This window comes from Zhongshania guokunii, assembly GCF_040892635.1.
Lineage (GTDB): Bacteria > Pseudomonadota > Gammaproteobacteria > Pseudomonadales > Spongiibacteraceae > Spongiibacter > Spongiibacter guokunii.
Map to the genome: position 1 here is coordinate 53,888 of NZ_JBFRYA010000018.1, position 14,415 is coordinate 68,302.

At 48.7% G+C, this 14,415-nt stretch carries 11 protein-coding genes; 3 read left to right on the forward strand and 8 right to left on the reverse strand.

Annotation, left to right across the window (positions count from 1 at the left end; all coding sequences use genetic code 11):
* Nucleotides 1–17: 17 nt before the first annotated feature.
* From AB4876_RS16675 to AB4876_RS16705, 7 genes are all read right to left on the reverse strand, one after another.
* Nucleotides 18–722 carry a spirocyclase AveC family protein gene (locus AB4876_RS16675; RefSeq protein ID WP_368382872.1) on the reverse strand — a complete coding sequence of 235 codons (705 nt, stop codon included), beginning with the start codon at nt 720–722 and terminating at the stop codon, nt 18–20.
* Nucleotides 723–785: 63 nt separating this feature from the next.
* Nucleotides 786–3,131, reverse strand: coding sequence for a TonB-dependent receptor (locus AB4876_RS16680; RefSeq protein ID WP_368382873.1), 2,346 nt, complete (start codon nt 3,129–3,131; stop codon nt 786–788).
* Between the two features lie 33 nt (nt 3,132–3,164).
* Nucleotides 3,165–4,745 carry a GMC family oxidoreductase gene (locus AB4876_RS16685; RefSeq protein WP_368382874.1) on the reverse strand — a complete coding sequence of 527 codons (1,581 nt, stop codon included), beginning with the start codon at nt 4,743–4,745 and terminating at the stop codon, nt 3,165–3,167.
* 33 nt (nt 4,746–4,778) lie between these two features.
* Nucleotides 4,779–5,465 carry an SDR family NAD(P)-dependent oxidoreductase gene (locus AB4876_RS16690; RefSeq protein ID WP_368382875.1) on the reverse strand — a complete coding sequence of 229 codons (687 nt, stop codon included), beginning with the start codon at nt 5,463–5,465 and terminating at the stop codon, nt 4,779–4,781.
* Nucleotides 5,466–5,498: 33 nt separating this feature from the next.
* Nucleotides 5,499–6,680, reverse strand: a complete 1,182-nt coding sequence (locus AB4876_RS16695) for a lipid-transfer protein (protein WP_368382876.1) — start codon at nt 6,678–6,680, stop codon at nt 5,499–5,501.
* Nucleotides 6,681–6,709: 29 nt separating this feature from the next.
* Nucleotides 6,710–7,573, reverse strand: coding sequence for an SDR family NAD(P)-dependent oxidoreductase (locus AB4876_RS16700; RefSeq protein WP_296434154.1), 864 nt, complete (start codon nt 7,571–7,573; stop codon nt 6,710–6,712).
* 107 nt (nt 7,574–7,680) lie between these two features.
* Nucleotides 7,681–8,988, reverse strand: coding sequence for an amidohydrolase family protein (locus AB4876_RS16705; protein WP_368382877.1), 1,308 nt, complete (start codon nt 8,986–8,988; stop codon nt 7,681–7,683).
* Between the two features lie 393 nt (nt 8,989–9,381).
* On the opposite strand from AB4876_RS16705, the gene AB4876_RS16710 reads away from it, so the two are divergent.
* Together AB4876_RS16710 and AB4876_RS16715 are read left to right on the forward strand one after the other, a co-directional pair.
* The gene (locus tag AB4876_RS16710; protein ID WP_368382878.1) at nt 9,382–10,503 is read left to right on the forward strand and encodes an alpha/beta hydrolase fold domain-containing protein; all 1,122 of its coding nucleotides are present in this window, start codon (nt 9,382–9,384) and stop codon (nt 10,501–10,503) included.
* Nucleotides 10,500–12,038 (forward strand): patatin-like phospholipase family protein, encoded by a 1,539-nt coding sequence (locus AB4876_RS16715; RefSeq protein ID WP_368382879.1) that lies wholly within the window; start codon nt 10,500–10,502, stop codon nt 12,036–12,038. Before AB4876_RS16710 ends, AB4876_RS16715 begins: the two co-directional genes overlap by 4 nt.
* A 22-nt stretch (nt 12,039–12,060) precedes the next feature.
* Here the strand turns inward: AB4876_RS16715 and AB4876_RS16720 are convergent, their stop codons facing one another.
* Nucleotides 12,061–12,993, reverse strand: coding sequence for a LysR family transcriptional regulator (locus AB4876_RS16720; RefSeq protein WP_368382880.1), 933 nt, complete (start codon nt 12,991–12,993; stop codon nt 12,061–12,063).
* 132 nt (nt 12,994–13,125) lie between these two features.
* Between AB4876_RS16720 and AB4876_RS16725 the strand changes: the two genes are divergently transcribed.
* A complete protein-coding gene (locus AB4876_RS16725; RefSeq protein ID WP_368382881.1) occupies nt 13,126–14,229 on the forward strand; it encodes an NAD(P)H-dependent amine dehydrogenase family protein in 1,104 nt (367 codons plus the stop codon).
* Nucleotides 14,230–14,415: the final 186 nt, after the last annotated feature.

Genomic DNA, 14,415 nt, shown 5'->3' on the forward strand with positions numbered 1-14,415 from the left:
AATCGATTCTTAACAATTTACGAGAAATTCCTAATCAAAATAAGTGGTGTGCATAGGGCAAGCCAGTAGCAGCTGTTCCATACTAGAATCCAGAAAAATATTTTTGCTATTGGCCGGTCATTTAGATTCTTTTTGCTGAAAACTTCCTCAATATGGAGTTGACCTTTGGCGTTGCGGTAGTGCTGTAAAAAAGCCAGTAAAACTGCAAACATGGCAAAGGGAATACCGGGGTAAAGTAGCGGCATAGTACCGGCTTCGGTACGCAGCGCTGGACCGATGGTGTCGGTGTAAGTCCAAAGTCCAGCCTTAGCGACGGCGAGGTACTCGGTAACGACATTGAAACCATATAGCGTTGGCCCGGCGACCATTGCGCAAACAATAAGTAATTGCAGGGGGCGATCAGCGCATTTTACTCTGCTCAGAAATGCTGAAATACAGGTGAACGCCGCCCACATAAAGACTGGGTAGGCAGCAATGTTGAACCAGGGTTTGTTTTCGATAGTCCACAGGGTTTTCCCCCAGGGCATCATGTGGAAGTCAGTGTTCCAGATTAAAAATACCCCCCAATCGGCGTAAAATTCTTGCCAAAATAAGCTGCCGCCACAGATGAAAAATAATAAGTGGCGACTTAGTTTAGCGCTGCGGTGTGAATCGTAAATGCTGTAGCTAAGTAAGAGTAGCGCCGCAGTAATCCAAAAGAGTTCAAAATTGCTGGTAGACATTTATTTTTGTCCTTATTTTGGCAAACGGACGTAGTCACGTTTGCCAACGAGTTATCTACTCAATTAGAAATTCCATTGCAGCGCAAGGCTGTAGTTAGTCGGTGGTGCCAGTGCTTCTAGGCGGCCAAAATCGTTGGGGAATTGTGAGTAGGCGTAAACGGCGTCATTTAGGTTCTTTCCTGAGGCGGTTATCCGTAGATCCCATTCCTCGATCAAGAAGCTGGCGCGGGCATTAATTAAGTAGTATTCCTCTTCAAAAAATAAGGTGTTTTGCGCCTGATAGGGATAGCCAGAGTTATAATAGCCATCAACTGTCACTTCAAGCGGCCCCGGTTTGAACATAAATGTTTTGCTTATTGCCATCGTGGCGGTGTATTCGGGAGTGCGCACCATGCGATTTCCGGTAAAGTCTTGTCCACCGACGAATATGCCAGTTTCTTCGTCGAATCCGGAGCCGTTTTTATAGTCGGTATAAATAGCGTCTAGATAAGCGCCGCTTAGGGAGAAAACCAAGTCGTCTACTAGACTGGGGAAAACCAATATCTTTGAATCAAAATCAATGCCGCGAATGCGGCCTGCGCCGGCATTTTCAAAGGTGACTGCGCCACCGTTTAGTAGCGATGTAAATTGTACTTGGATATTCTCAATTTCAGTTTGGAATATGGCGCCGTTAAGAGTAAATCCATTGCTGTTGGAATACTTCGCGCCTAGCTCGTAGGCTACAACATCTTCGGGTTCTGCATAGTCGATGTCGTCGGTGACATTAATAGTGTTGAATGTTCCGCTTTTGTAGCCCTCTTGCCAGCTCAAATAGATCATGAGCGCATCGTTGGGATAGAAGTTCAAAGCGACCTTGGGCGAGAAGTTGGTGGACTCCACCGATGTGTCTCCAACGCCGTCATTGGCCCAGTCAAGCAAAGTTGTTTCTGAGTCATTTCCACTGAGTATTTGTGTACTTGATTTCAGCACGATACGCTCTTCTTCTTGATATCGTCCCCCCAGTGTTAACTCTGCCCAATCCGTTAGTTTAAATGTGGTTTGTAGGAAGGCGGCTGTTGATTCAGTTGAGAGCAAGCCATGAAGACCTAAGTTGACGCCGCCGGTAAGGGGTACGGAATTAAGTAAATTTGATAATGGCGTCGGAAGTAAAGCTAGTACGTCACTAATGGGTATGCCGAGTACGTCGCCATGTTCTCCGCCGAATAGTGAGAATTTCGGATCTAAGCCGGCTACGCTATCGATGTAGTAGAACCCACCTATCCACTCAAGCCAACTTGATCCCCAACTGTCTTCATTAGAAATAAATTGCAATTCGGCAGTTTTAACGTCTGAAAATGTTGGTGAGCCAAAGGATATGATTGGCGCGTTGGTGCCGTCGAAGTCGGTAAGGCATTCAGGGTTGAGCAAGGATTGCTTGCTCAGTATTAGCTTGCTGTCAAACTTATTAAAACGGAAGTTAGTCTCTGCAAAGTAAACTGTGCTGTCAATATCGAAATTAATTGGCGCGTTTACGGATGCGGTGTGGTTGCGTGCTTGCTTTTCGCCACCCAGCGATGCTGTGAGAGCGGAGGGGTTGGTATTTGGAGCCAAGGCGGTGTTAAATCCAGACTGATCGACACGAACAGTAGCTAGAAGTACATCGAAGTTTTCATAGGCCAACATGGTTTTTAGGCGATAGCCTTTGGCCACTTCTTCAGGGATACCCTGTTGAATAGAGTCTGAATCAAAAGTGTAGTAGTTGTCAGACAGATTATGAAAAACAGCAAGGGTAGTCGCCCAGTGATCAGTTATGGGGATGTTAATAATCCCGCTGGCTTTTTTGGTGTCGAAGCTGCCGTAGCTGGCTTCGATCGAACCGTAGAACTCCTCTATATTTGGCTTTTCTGTGGTTATGCTTATGGCACCACCGGTGGTGTTGCGGCCAAACAGCGTACCTTGGGGGCCTTTTAGGACTTCGATTCGCTCTACACGTCCGAATGACTGCGCAAGACCACTGGAGAAAGGGTAGTAAACGCCGTCGATGTAGGTGGCGACACTGGGGTCTGCCATAAGATATGCGTCGGAGCCGACACCACGTAAATATACTATAGAGAAGCCGGTGGCGGAATTGTAGGTGAGGCCTGGGGTGATGGCTTGCAGGTCGGTTGGGTCGTCAACCCCCATTGCTGCCAGCATATCGCCGCTAAACGCGGCCATTGAAATCGGCACATCCTGTAAATTTTCGGCGCGTTTGGTGGCCGTGACCACCACCTCTTCTAGCATCCGGTTGCGACTTTGCCGTTCTGCTGGCGCTTTTTCTTGGGCGTTTGCAGATGTTTGACAGAAAATGGCGAGCATAGCTGCAGGAAGCAATCTTGCGACGGTATTATTTCTCATATGGAGATGATGAAATGTATATTTGTTAGTCATAGTAATTCACCTTGCTTATATAATAGTTTATTTTTATTTACTTAGAATTAGATCTGCCGCCCGCCATCCAATAGCCATAGCTGGCGCATTGGTATTTCCGGACGTCATTTCGGGGAAAACTGATAAGTCTACAACTCTTAAATTTTGTATTCCGCGTACCTGTAGCTTTTCATTCAGTACAGACTTTTCATCGCGACCCATTTGGCAAGTGCCGGTTGCATGTAATGCAGAATTGCCCATCTCTAGGTAGTAATTTATTATTTCTTCATCACTTTCAACTTGCCGCCCCGGTGACATTTCAGTGACGTTGTAGGTCTGCAGTGGCGGCGCTTTAAATAGCTTTCTGGTTAATCTAAATAAATCAATAGAGTCCTTTTGATCATCTGGATGTTGTAAATAATTAGGCTGGATATACATTGGTGCGTCGGGGTCGCTGGAAGTAATTTGTAAGTAACCACGGCTTTTTGGTTTGAGAGTATAGCTGCAGGCTAACACCCCAGGTTCTTTGTCAGGGGTGATTGAGGTGCCGTGGCGATCTACAGACACTGGGGTAAAACCTATTTGAGCATTTGCGCGTGGCAAGTGTTCTGCGGTTTTGATTAGGGCGCTGACCTCAAAGGCACTGTATGCGATAGGTCCATCACGTAGCGCGATATACTTTGACAAGGTTTTTAGCAAGCCAAGTGGTCGCAAGTCGTGATTTAAGCTGCCATGCGATACGCCGAACCTTGGCATCGCGCAGCGTTGTTCGATGAGGTTTTGACCGACTAAAGGAGAGTGAGCTTTAATTTCAATTCCCAATGAGCGCAGCAGCGCTTCATCACCAACACCAGAGAGTTGCAAAAGTTTTGGTGTGGCAACGGTGCCAGCACTTAAAATAACTTCTTTATTTGCGAAATAATTTACCAGTTCACCTTTGCGTGTTTTCACACGCACACCCTTTGCAATTTTGTCTTCAATAATGACTTTTTGTACATTGCTATGGGTTTTTATAGTGAGGTTTTTGCGGTGGCGAATTGGCCCTAAAAAGGCCTTTGCAGCACTTTGTCTAAGACCTTTGTAAATGGTTCGCGGTTGGTAGCCAGCGCCCTGATCAGTAATGCTATTTAAGTCTTCGCAGCGCGGTGCGCCGAGTATTTCCGCACTGTGGATAAAGGCATCGCAAATTGCTGATGGTGTCGGATGTTGGCTGACTTTTAGGGGGCCGCCGATGCCGCGAAACTCTGCTTCCCCTAGTTCGTGGTCTTCCATTGCTTTCATGGCGCCACCGATCTCTTTCCAGCCCCAGCCGGGTATGTCGAGGGCGTCGTAATCCGCTGCAAAACCGCGCATATATACTTGGCCGTTGACTGAGCTTGAGCCGCCTAATACTTTACCTCTAACCCATTCCTCATTCGTTCCCTCATAACCTTTGTGGTCGATAGGGTAGCGGTGAATAAGCTTATCGCCGAGCAAAATTTTTGCAAAACCGCGGGGTATGTGTATAAACGGATCGCGGTCCATGCCTCCGTACTCCAGTAAAAGAACGGAGCATTTTGGATCGGCACTTAGGCGGTACGCTAAGGCACTGCCTGCAGAGCCGGCGCCAACAATGATGTAATCGAAACTTTGCATTCTTTTTATAAGTTCCTTTACTAGTGTATTACTTTAGACTCGTCCGGTGACGGGGAGTAATGCGCCGGTGATTGGGTCGGCTTTGGCTGATAATAAAAAGCATAAGACCTCAGACAATTGCCGTGGGCTTACCCAGCTTGAAAAGTCTGCGTCGGGCATGTCACTGCGATTTAGCGGGGTGTCGATGACACTGGGTAGCACCGCATTAACACAGACATTTTGCGACTTACATTCTTCTGCTAGTGATTCAGTTAATTTTGCCACCCCAGCTTTTGACGCGGCGTAGGGGCCAAAGCCCGCACCTGCCTTGCTTGCACCCGCTGCGCCAATATTAACGATTTTGCCAGCGCTCTTAATGAGTGCGGGTAGGGCCGCGCGGCAGGCGTTGCTGGCGGTAAGTACATTGATGCGAAACATCTTGTCCCAGCTGCTGGCGTCACCGTCGGCCAAGGTTTCCCAGCAAAAGCCGCCGGCAATGTTGGCGAGGCCATCGATGCGACCATATTTGCTCGCTATTTGTGTAAATAGCGCAGCGGTGGCCTCTGTATTAGTGAGATCGATGCCGCTAAAACCTTCAAAATTCTCAGCTTGAAAATCGAGTTGAGCGTAGTCCAGGCCGATGACTTTTGCGCCCTCATTGAGTGCGGTGCTAATCATCGTGGCGCCGAGATTGCCCTTGGCGCCAGTTACCACAATTACTTTCCCGTCGAGTAATGCCATGCGTAATTCCTTAAATTCATACCGATATGGGGCTTAAGCGCGTTTTAATACCGAAACTACGCAAGCACCACCGAGGCCAATATTGTGTTGCAGGGCAATATTGGCATTGGGCACTTGGCGCTCGCCTGCAGTGCCGCGTAAATGCCAGCTCAGTTCGGTGATTTGTGCCAAGCCGGTGGCTCCTAATGGGTGTCCTTTAGAGAGCAGACCGCCAGAAGGGTTAGTGACGACTTTGCCGCCGTAGGTGTTGTCGCCATCGTGCACAAATTTTTCTGCGCCGCCCTCTGGGCATAGACCCAAAGCTTCATAGCTAATGATTTCATTTGTTGAGAAACAGTCGTGCAGTTCAACGAGATCGACGTCGTCAGGTGCAATACCAGCTTGTTCATAAACTGCAGCCGATGCGCGTCTGGCGGCGTCTGCGCCAATCACATTGATCATGCTGCCGCTGTTAAAGCTGGCTTCAGTATCTGTGGTTAAAGCCATCCCAGCAATTTCAACTAAATTGCTTAAACCTTTCTTTTTCGCATAGCTGTCAGATACTACTAGTACGGCTGCGCCGCCACAGGTTGGTGGGCAGCACATTAAACGTGTTAGTGGGCCGAATATGGCTGGTGAACTCATGACCTGTTCAAGACTAAGTGGGTCGGTAAACATCGCAAAGGGGTTGCGACGGGCGTGGTCGCGAGCCTTAACAGACACACGGCCAAACAAGTCGGCACTTGCGCCGTATTTTTCCATATACTCACGCCCTGCGCCGCCAAAGTACTGAGCTGCTTGCATGGCTTTGTCGTCCCAGCCTTGAATGCTGGCTACCGCTTGATCTAAGCGCGCGGTAGTGGCTTTGCGGTCACTGGTATTACTGGCCAGAGCGCCGCTGGGCATTTGATCAAAGCCTACGGCTAGGGCAACGTCAATCGCACCGGATTCCACGGCTTGGCGCGCTAAAAATAGCGCGGTAGACCCAGTTGCACAGGCGTTGTTGACGTTGATAATGGGAATCCCAGTTAGGCCAACAGAATAGAGTGCTGTTTGGCCAGAGCAGGTGTCACCAAACACAAAACCGGCATAGGCTTGTTGAACATCACGGTAATCGATGCCAGCATCTTTTAATGCAGCGATGGCGGCTTGGGCGCCGAGTACGTCGTACTCTTCGCTTTTTCCGGGTTTAGTGAATTTCACCATGCCAACGCCGGCGATTAATGCTTTGCTCATAAATTTGCCTTTCTCTGTTGCTGTGCTGATTACTTGGCGAAGTCGTTGATGACCATCGTTGGTGCGTCGAGGAAGATCTTGTCGCTGGCTGCGGCAATGCCTTCGGCTGTCAGACTATTGTTTTCACCGCGGCCGCGAATACCGTCGGCGGACACGAGTTTCAGTTCACGAATACTCTGGCCAGAGGCGAACAGGCAGTGTCCGGTTTTATTTCCCGACAGATCGCTGACCATATATAACACCGCCTCCGCCACATGTGCGGGGTCGAGAAGTTGCTTTTGTTCTTCGTTCATTAGGGGGGCTGTTAGTGCGGATGTGGCTGCAGGGGCTAGTGTCCATACTCGAATGCCCGCTTTAGCACCTTCAATGGTCAAGACATTAGACATACCAAATACCCCAGCTTTGGCTGCGGCGTAATTTAATTGCCCAAAGTTGCCGACTAAGCCGGACGTGGAGCTGGTGTTGACGATTACGCCTCCCCCATTTTCTTTCATCCATGCAAATACCGGCTGGGTGACGGTAAACATGCCTTTTAGATTAACACCTAGCACGCTGTCCCAATCGGCTTCCGTCAGCTTTAGGAAGCTTTTGTCGCGCAAAATACCGGCGTTATTAATGAGAATGTCGGCCGAACCGAAATTGTCTAATGCGGTTTGTAATAGCGAGGCACCTCCGTCCATAGTGGCAATATCAGCGGTGTTGGCTGCGGCCTTGCCACCTGCGGCGACAATAGTTTGAACGACGTGCTCGGCCAAAAAATGACCGCTTTCGTCTTTGCCTAGGTCGTTAACGACCACGGCTGCGCCGTGTGCGGCAAGTAGTTTTGCATAGGCTTCGCCCAGTCCTCGGCCTGCGCCGGTGATAATGGCGACTTTGTCTTTAAGAAGGGCCATGTCTACTCCGTTAAATGACATAGTGTCAGTTGCTGTTTTAGTGTAAAGCCCGTCGCGCATACTGCGGACAGGCTTATGGTCTTAAGACTGACTATATTGTTGCCTGATTATGTCTTCGCGCCGACATCAATCATTTTGCTTAGTTGACCGGTTACATCGCCAAAGGTCACGGGGCCACTGTGTTCGGCCGGTGGAACGCCCTTACCTTTGGTGTCAGTGAAGCTAAGGTCGACATCGCCAGCTTGGGCACGCAGGGCACCAACGGTGCAGTCTTCTTTCTTGATGTGTTTGAAAGGGTCAAACTGGAATGCTTTCATGGCATTCAAGTGCGTGATCATGTCGATCTCGGCAGCTGGAATGTCTTTAATGCTAGGCCAAAGTGTTTCAGGGGCCTTAGGCCAGGTTGAATCAGAGTGGGGGTAGTCGCACTCCCATGTCATTTTTGACAGGCCGGCATCGTGGCGTACTTTGATGCCAACTTTGTCATCGATGAAGCAGGTATAGACGTGTTTTTTAAATAGCTCGCTGGGCTTCATGCCGCCAAAGTCTTGATTTGTCCAAGTGTGGCGCTCATGAACATAGTCAATACGTTCTAAGAAGTGTGGAATCCAGCCCACGCCGCCCTCAGATAGGGCGAAACGAATGTCCGGGAATTTGCGTAAAATGGGTGAGAAGGTCAGATCGGTCGCCGTTGCGTAAAGTGAAACCGGCATATTGGCGATCATGACATCAACAGGCGACTCTATTGACGGTACGGCGTTTGACGCGTCGGCGATGTGTAAACACACAACCACACCGGTATCACTGCAGGCCTTCCACAGCGGATCCCAAATTGGATTGTGCAAACTAGGCAATTTGCTTAGGCTTGGGTTGGGCGGGAAGGAGATGGCGTAGCAGCCTTTTTTGGCAATGCGGCGTACTTCTTCGGCGGCGGCAATGGGATCCCAATTGCTGACGATACCAACGGGAATAAAGCGGCCAGGGTAGGCGCCGCACCATTCATCTATGTGCCAATCATTCCACGCGCGAACAATGGCTAAACCCAGTTCACGATCCTGTACTTTTTCTAGGGTTTGGCCACCCACACCCACAAAAGAGGGGAAGTTCAAGCCCGCTAATTGACCATTTACGTTCATGTCACCGATGCGTGCGTGTACGTCGTAAGTGCCTTTGCGAAGCTGGGCAAAGCCGGTGGGCTCAAATCCGTATTCCTCAGGGCGGCGACCAGCGACAGCGTTTAGCGCAATATTGGGAACCGGCATCGCGCCAATCATCCACATGTCCTCGCCCTGCGGGCCTTGCACGATGTGGGGCATACGGCCTTTAAATTTTGCTGGTGTATGGCGATCAAACATATTGGGCGGTTCAATCAGGTGGTCATCAACACTGATCAGGACCATATCGTCCATATTCATACTGGCTTCTCCTTTCGGGCCAGCAGAGCTGGCAACGCTATTATAGGTGTCTGTAAAAAATAACTAGTAGTCAGTTATAGTTTGCGCATGTGGCAGAAATTTGTCAAAGCTTTTTGTGTTACTTCGACTTAATAGTTGACATACTGTCAGTTATTGGTCGGTAAATCAAATGCACTTGTGCTGCCAGTCAAACGCAAAGCTATTTCAGCGTGATGGATGAGTTTGTTACTCGGCAAAGCGAGGAGTTCAAACTGTCCATAATTAGTACTTATTCCTCTTATATTGGTACTTTGTATTGTAGCTAGGCGGGTATAAATGATGGTTAGTATCACTTTTTTTCTCTTAGTTGTGTCACTTTCAGGCTTGCTGCCACTGAGATATTGTCAGCTTAAAATGTGGTCTGCGTTATATTGGCCGCTGAGCATTGCTGGGCAATTATTTGTGGTGCCCATTATCGTGGTGACGATGGTTATCGTCTTAGCTTGGCGAAATGAAATCTGGGTAGCAGGCCCCGCTTTTGCTGCACTATTAATATCGATGAGCTCGCTGTTTATGCAGTGTAAAGTACGTAGTTTGGCAGCTGGCATGGCGCTGCAGCTCGGTGTTGTTGGGCGGGGAGCGCGCGCATTTTCGCTAAAGGATATCTGGCGCTGGCTGTTGGTTTTGCGTTGCGAGCGGCGGGGATTAAAGATAACTCGCGACGTGGCGTATGGGGAATTATCTGCGCAACGTATGGATATTTATGCATTGGCAGACCACTGCGAACCAAAGCCTATTTTAATTCATATTCACGGCGGCGCTTGGGTAACGGGTAAGAAGGGGCAGATGGGGCGGCCCCTGGTTCATGATATGGCGCAGCGGGGTTGGTTGGTATGTGATATTGAGTATCGGCTTGGCCCTGAGCATCGCTACCCTGCAATGATTGTTGATGTGCTTTCGGCGATACATTGGATAAAAACCAATGCAGGGCAATATGGTGGGCGAGGGGATTTTGTGGTGCTTACCGGCGGTTCCGCTGGTGGCCATCTTACCGCTTTAGCGGGCCTTATGTCGGCAGCGCAGCGGCGGGAATATGTTGATGGCGATACGAGCGTGCAGGCTGTCGCGCCGTTTTATGGCCGCTACGACTTCCTTGATCGTTTCGACATTATTAAGGACCCCAAAATTGTCGAGTTCACCGAGAACAAAGTAATGCCTGGTACTGTGGCGCAGGTCGGCGAAGCGCTATGGCGGCAGGCGTCGCCAATAGATCACGTTGGCCCGCATATGCCATCTTGTTTAATAGTGCATGGCAGCAGTGATTGCTTGATTGATTACAAGGAAGCTGAGGCCTTTGTTAGTGCTCAAGCGGCTTTAGCGACTAACGATTTTGAATTCCTGTTAGTGCCTGGGGCGCAGCATGCTTTTGATTTGGGACATTGCCCACAAAGTGACGCGGTCAATCACTTGGTAGAAGCGTATTTTGAAAAATGTTATCGCGATCATTGTGAGTCAGTAGGGGAGTCATACCTATGAATCAGTCTGTGGCAAGGGGGGCTGAACGCGGGAATACAAAGACGATAATGTTTAATCCACTTGCGAGTAAAAAATTAGCGCGGATCGAAAAAGCTATGTTGGATGCCGCTAATTACAATGAGTGGCGAAGCCTCGCGATGGAGCATGATGTAATTTCCCGCGCCGAGCAGTGGAAGACTTGCAATGACAGCGGGCTATTTGATTCGAATCAGATAATGACACGCTATCGGCGCTTGAAAGATTGTATGGACAAGGGCGACTACGAGGAATTGTTATTCACTCTTAACGAGGGCATCCACGGTAATATGGCCGGTATGGGTAGCGCTCAGCTTTATAGTCATGCGCGTTTTGGTACTAAAAAACTTATAGCTGAATTTGTTGAGTTGATTGCTAGTGCACTTCATCGTGTTGTAGATGCGCCGGACGCGGAGATTAGCCGTGAGCAAAAACTGAATTTCTTTCGCCGCGCAAGCCACTGCTATGGGCGTTCTTCGCTTAGCCTCAGCGGTGGCGCGGGTTTAATTTATTTTCATCACGGCGTCGTAGATGCCTTGTTTGACGCAGACTTGCTGCCTAAGGTCATTTCTGGCGCCAGTGCGGGTTCTTGGGTAAGTGCGCAAATTGGCACATTAAAAGACGACGAGCTGCGAGCTCATTTTAAAAATAAGCGCTATGACGGCCGGTTTTTTAAGGCCGCTGAACTGCTGCGAGCGCGCTCTAGCAGTGTGGTAGCCTCGGCTCGGGACGACATGATTGACTCGTTTGTTGGGGATATGACGTTTGAAGAAGCCTACGAGCACACTGGTCGCCATATTAATATTTCTATTGCGCCGCATGAAAAACATCAAAAGTCGCGGTTGATGAATGCCATGACCTCGCCCAATGTGACTATCCGTTCGGCAGTAAAAGCGTCGTCATCACCCAGTGGTTTGGCACCGCCTGTCCAGTTAGAGGCCAAAGATTCCAGAGGGCGACTTAAGGCCTATTTGCCTGGTCGACTTTGGGTGGATGGTTCAACAGCGGAAGATTTGCCATTTAAAAAACTCTCGCGTTTATACGGGGTGAATCATTATATCGTCAGTATGATTAACCCAGCGGGGCTTCTCTATACAATGGAGCTGAATCCTAAATACCAAGAAACGCTGTTTCGCTCGCTGAAGCGCGTTTATTTCACCGCTTTAAAGGAGTCTGTTCGAAATATTCGCCGCTGGACTGGCGATCAAGCCTTGTTGGGGCCGCTAGACTTTGCCTTGGGTGGTTTTTATCAAATTCTCGATCAAAGTTATGTCGGTGATATCAATATATCCCTAGATTTAAAGCATCTACGACTGCGCAAACTGCTTTATCAATATCGCAATGACGATGAGATTCAGGAGGTTTATCGTGCTGGGTTAACTGCTACTTGGCCTAAACTGGAGCAGGTGCGTATGGCGAGTTTGATAGGTAAGGAAATTGACGTCTGTCTTGAAAAACTTGAGGTTGAAGCAATTCAGCGTGACGGTGCTAGGCTTGCGTTCAATCATCCTATTTTATAAGGAGTAAGGCTGTGGATTTTGTTTATGGGGCAGATATATCGCGAAGCGTCGCTGCTAGGCTCGACATGATCTCTTTGGTATGAATGCCAAGCTTGCCATCCTTTAAGGTTACCAAGCCAATGCTGCGGAAATCGCTGCGATCAGTAATACGATGATCTACTCTGACGAGTTTGCCCTTTCGGCACTCTTCTGCTACTGATAGGTCAGAGCTGGCGAGTACCGCGTCGGAATTTATTGTGACATCTTTCAATATTGTCATATCGGGACAAATTAGTTGTTGTCTGCGTTCGGTTTTGTCGGCGTCAACTCCGTGCCACCTTAGCTCTTCCCAAATAGATTCATGGACATTGGCTGGGGTGAGAATTGGGTAGCTGTAAATGTCTGCACGGGAAACATGCTGTTGTTGGCTTAGTGGGTGGCGACGACGAACAAAAAAGCTCCCGCGCAAGTGTTGCAGGTTTTCTATGTTGATATTGCTTGTGTCGCTCGGTTTAAAGTCACTTATGTCGGCGATGAAAAAATCGATACTCTTTTCTAGCAGCATGGCTAGTAAAGTACTGCGTGAATCTACTTTTACTTGAATTTGCATCAGCCTAGATTCAGAAATAAGCGTTTTCAATTGAGTTGATAAAAGGTTGTGGGAAAGTATTGGGTCGAGTCCGAATGATACGACGCTGCGTGAACCGCTGCTTAGTGATCTCGCTTCGGAGCGAAATTCCCCCGCTTGTTCTAGTAGGGCACGGGCGCGCTTCATCAATCTTTCACCCTCGTTAGTCAGCTCAACTCCAGTAGATTTTCGGCGAAATATAGCAATGCCCAAGTCATCTTCTAGTGATTTAACGCTTCGGGTGAGTGCCGACTGGGTAATGTGTAGCCGTTTGCTGGCTGCCACCAGCGAGCATTCCTCTGTGACCACTAGCGCGTGGAGTAGCTTCTGTAGATTGAGGGCTTTCATGGTGGTGGCCGCTTCTTTCTCAATACTTTGATATGTATATAAGTCATAGCAACATAGCATTATTTGCATTTGGATTATATTTCTTTATGGCTATAATCAATTGATATTCAAATAAATGATAAGGAGTTAGTTATGCGTGCGCCCTATAAAGTAATAGTTTGGGGGCCTGGTATTGTTGGTAATGCCTGCCTAAAAGAAGTGATAAAAAAGCCAGAGCTAGAATTAGTTGCGGTGTTGGCATACAGCGAGAGTAAGAATGGTGTAGATGTTGGAGAGTATCTGGGAATGGACGCTGTTGGCGTTTGTATGACCACAGATCAAGAGGCGGTTATTGCAATGGCGGCTGACGTGGTTTTGTTCTCGGTGAATATGAGTGCCGAGCTCAATGTCGATTCTGAGGCCACGAATATCGCCTGCCGCCTGTTGGAGTCTGGCAAAAGCTTGGTTACTTCGGCGGGGTGGTGGTATCCCGCTTATCACTCTCAAGCCCTGCACGACAAATTGGAATCTGCGTGTAAAAAAGGGGGAAGTTGCTTGCATGGTACGGGTGTTAATCCTGGCTGGCTCTATGAGCGAATTATCTCAACCTTTACTGGCGCGTCTACCACAATAAAGCATATTCACGTTCAGGAACTTTCTGATAATAGCCATATCGAGAGCGCCGATATGATGGGTGGGTTGGGCTACGGCTCAGAAATGTCAGAAAAACCGTGGATTGAAAACGTAGGCGATCGCGGCTACGAAGAAACCCTAGCGCTAACTTGCCATGTGATGGGGGTGGAGCTAGATCGTATAGATTCGGAGAAGAAATATTTTGTTGCGCGTGAAGATACTAAGCTGATCCCTTTCACTGTTCCAAAGGGTAAGCGAAATGGGGTTAATTTTCTTTACCACGCGATTGTCGATGGCAAAAAATTCATCACCCTTGAAGAGATCTGGTATGTAGATGAACGCGATTTGCCCGATGGTTTACACCGCGGCGATTACTACAATATTAAAATTGAAGCAGAGCCGGTGTCAGTGCGTGGCCAGTTTCAATTAATGGCATCAGTAGAGGAAAACCTGGAACACCGTGAAGGGGATAATACGCTGCCTGCTTATTACGCCACCGCGATGCCCATGATCCAGGCCATTCCCATTGTTTGTGGGGCAGAGCCAGGCATTGTATTGCCGTTCAACTTTGCCAATTACAGCCCAGATTTGCGTAACTTCAAGAGCCCATTGATTGTTCGTTAGAGTTTGGTCTAATAAAGCAAGCCGCTGCTGAGTCATTAGCAGCGGCTTTTTTTTGAGAGGGAGGCGCTGGACGGGAGGCGGTAAACGCAAAAGATTGGACCGGCCCTTCCATCTCCCGTCGAGTATCTTCCAGACATAAAAAAGCTCCGGGCCGAGTGCTCCCGGAGCTATCAATAAATGAGCCCG

Coding starts and splice junctions, on each gene's coding strand:
- AB4876_RS16710 (WP_368382878.1), top strand. CDS start 9,382: ATGTGGTCTGCGTTATATTGGCCGCTGAGCATTGCTGGGCAATTATTT.
- AB4876_RS16690 (WP_368382875.1), bottom strand. CDS start 5,465: ATGGCATTACTCGACGGGAAAGTAATTGTGGTAACTGGCGCCAAGGGC.
- AB4876_RS16705 (WP_368382877.1), bottom strand. CDS start 8,988: ATGAATATGGACGATATGGTCCTGATCAGTGTTGATGACCACCTGATT.
- AB4876_RS16695 (WP_368382876.1), bottom strand. CDS start 6,680: ATGAGCAAAGCATTAATCGCCGGCGTTGGCATGGTGAAATTCACTAAA.
- AB4876_RS16715 (WP_368382879.1), top strand. CDS start 10,500: ATGAATCAGTCTGTGGCAAGGGGGGCTGAACGCGGGAATACAAAGACG.
- AB4876_RS16720 (WP_368382880.1), bottom strand. CDS start 12,993: ATGAAAGCCCTCAATCTACAGAAGCTACTCCACGCGCTAGTGGTCACA.
- AB4876_RS16685 (WP_368382874.1), bottom strand. CDS start 4,745: ATGCAAAGTTTCGATTACATCATTGTTGGCGCCGGCTCTGCAGGCAGT.
- AB4876_RS16680 (WP_368382873.1), bottom strand. CDS start 3,131: ATGACTAACAAATATACATTTCATCATCTCCATATGAGAAATAATACC.
- AB4876_RS16675 (WP_368382872.1), bottom strand. CDS start 722: ATGTCTACCAGCAATTTTGAACTCTTTTGGATTACTGCGGCGCTACTC.
- AB4876_RS16725 (WP_368382881.1), top strand. CDS start 13,126: ATGCGTGCGCCCTATAAAGTAATAGTTTGGGGGCCTGGTATTGTTGGT.
- AB4876_RS16700 (WP_296434154.1), bottom strand. CDS start 7,573: ATGGCCCTTCTTAAAGACAAAGTCGCCATTATCACCGGCGCAGGCCGA.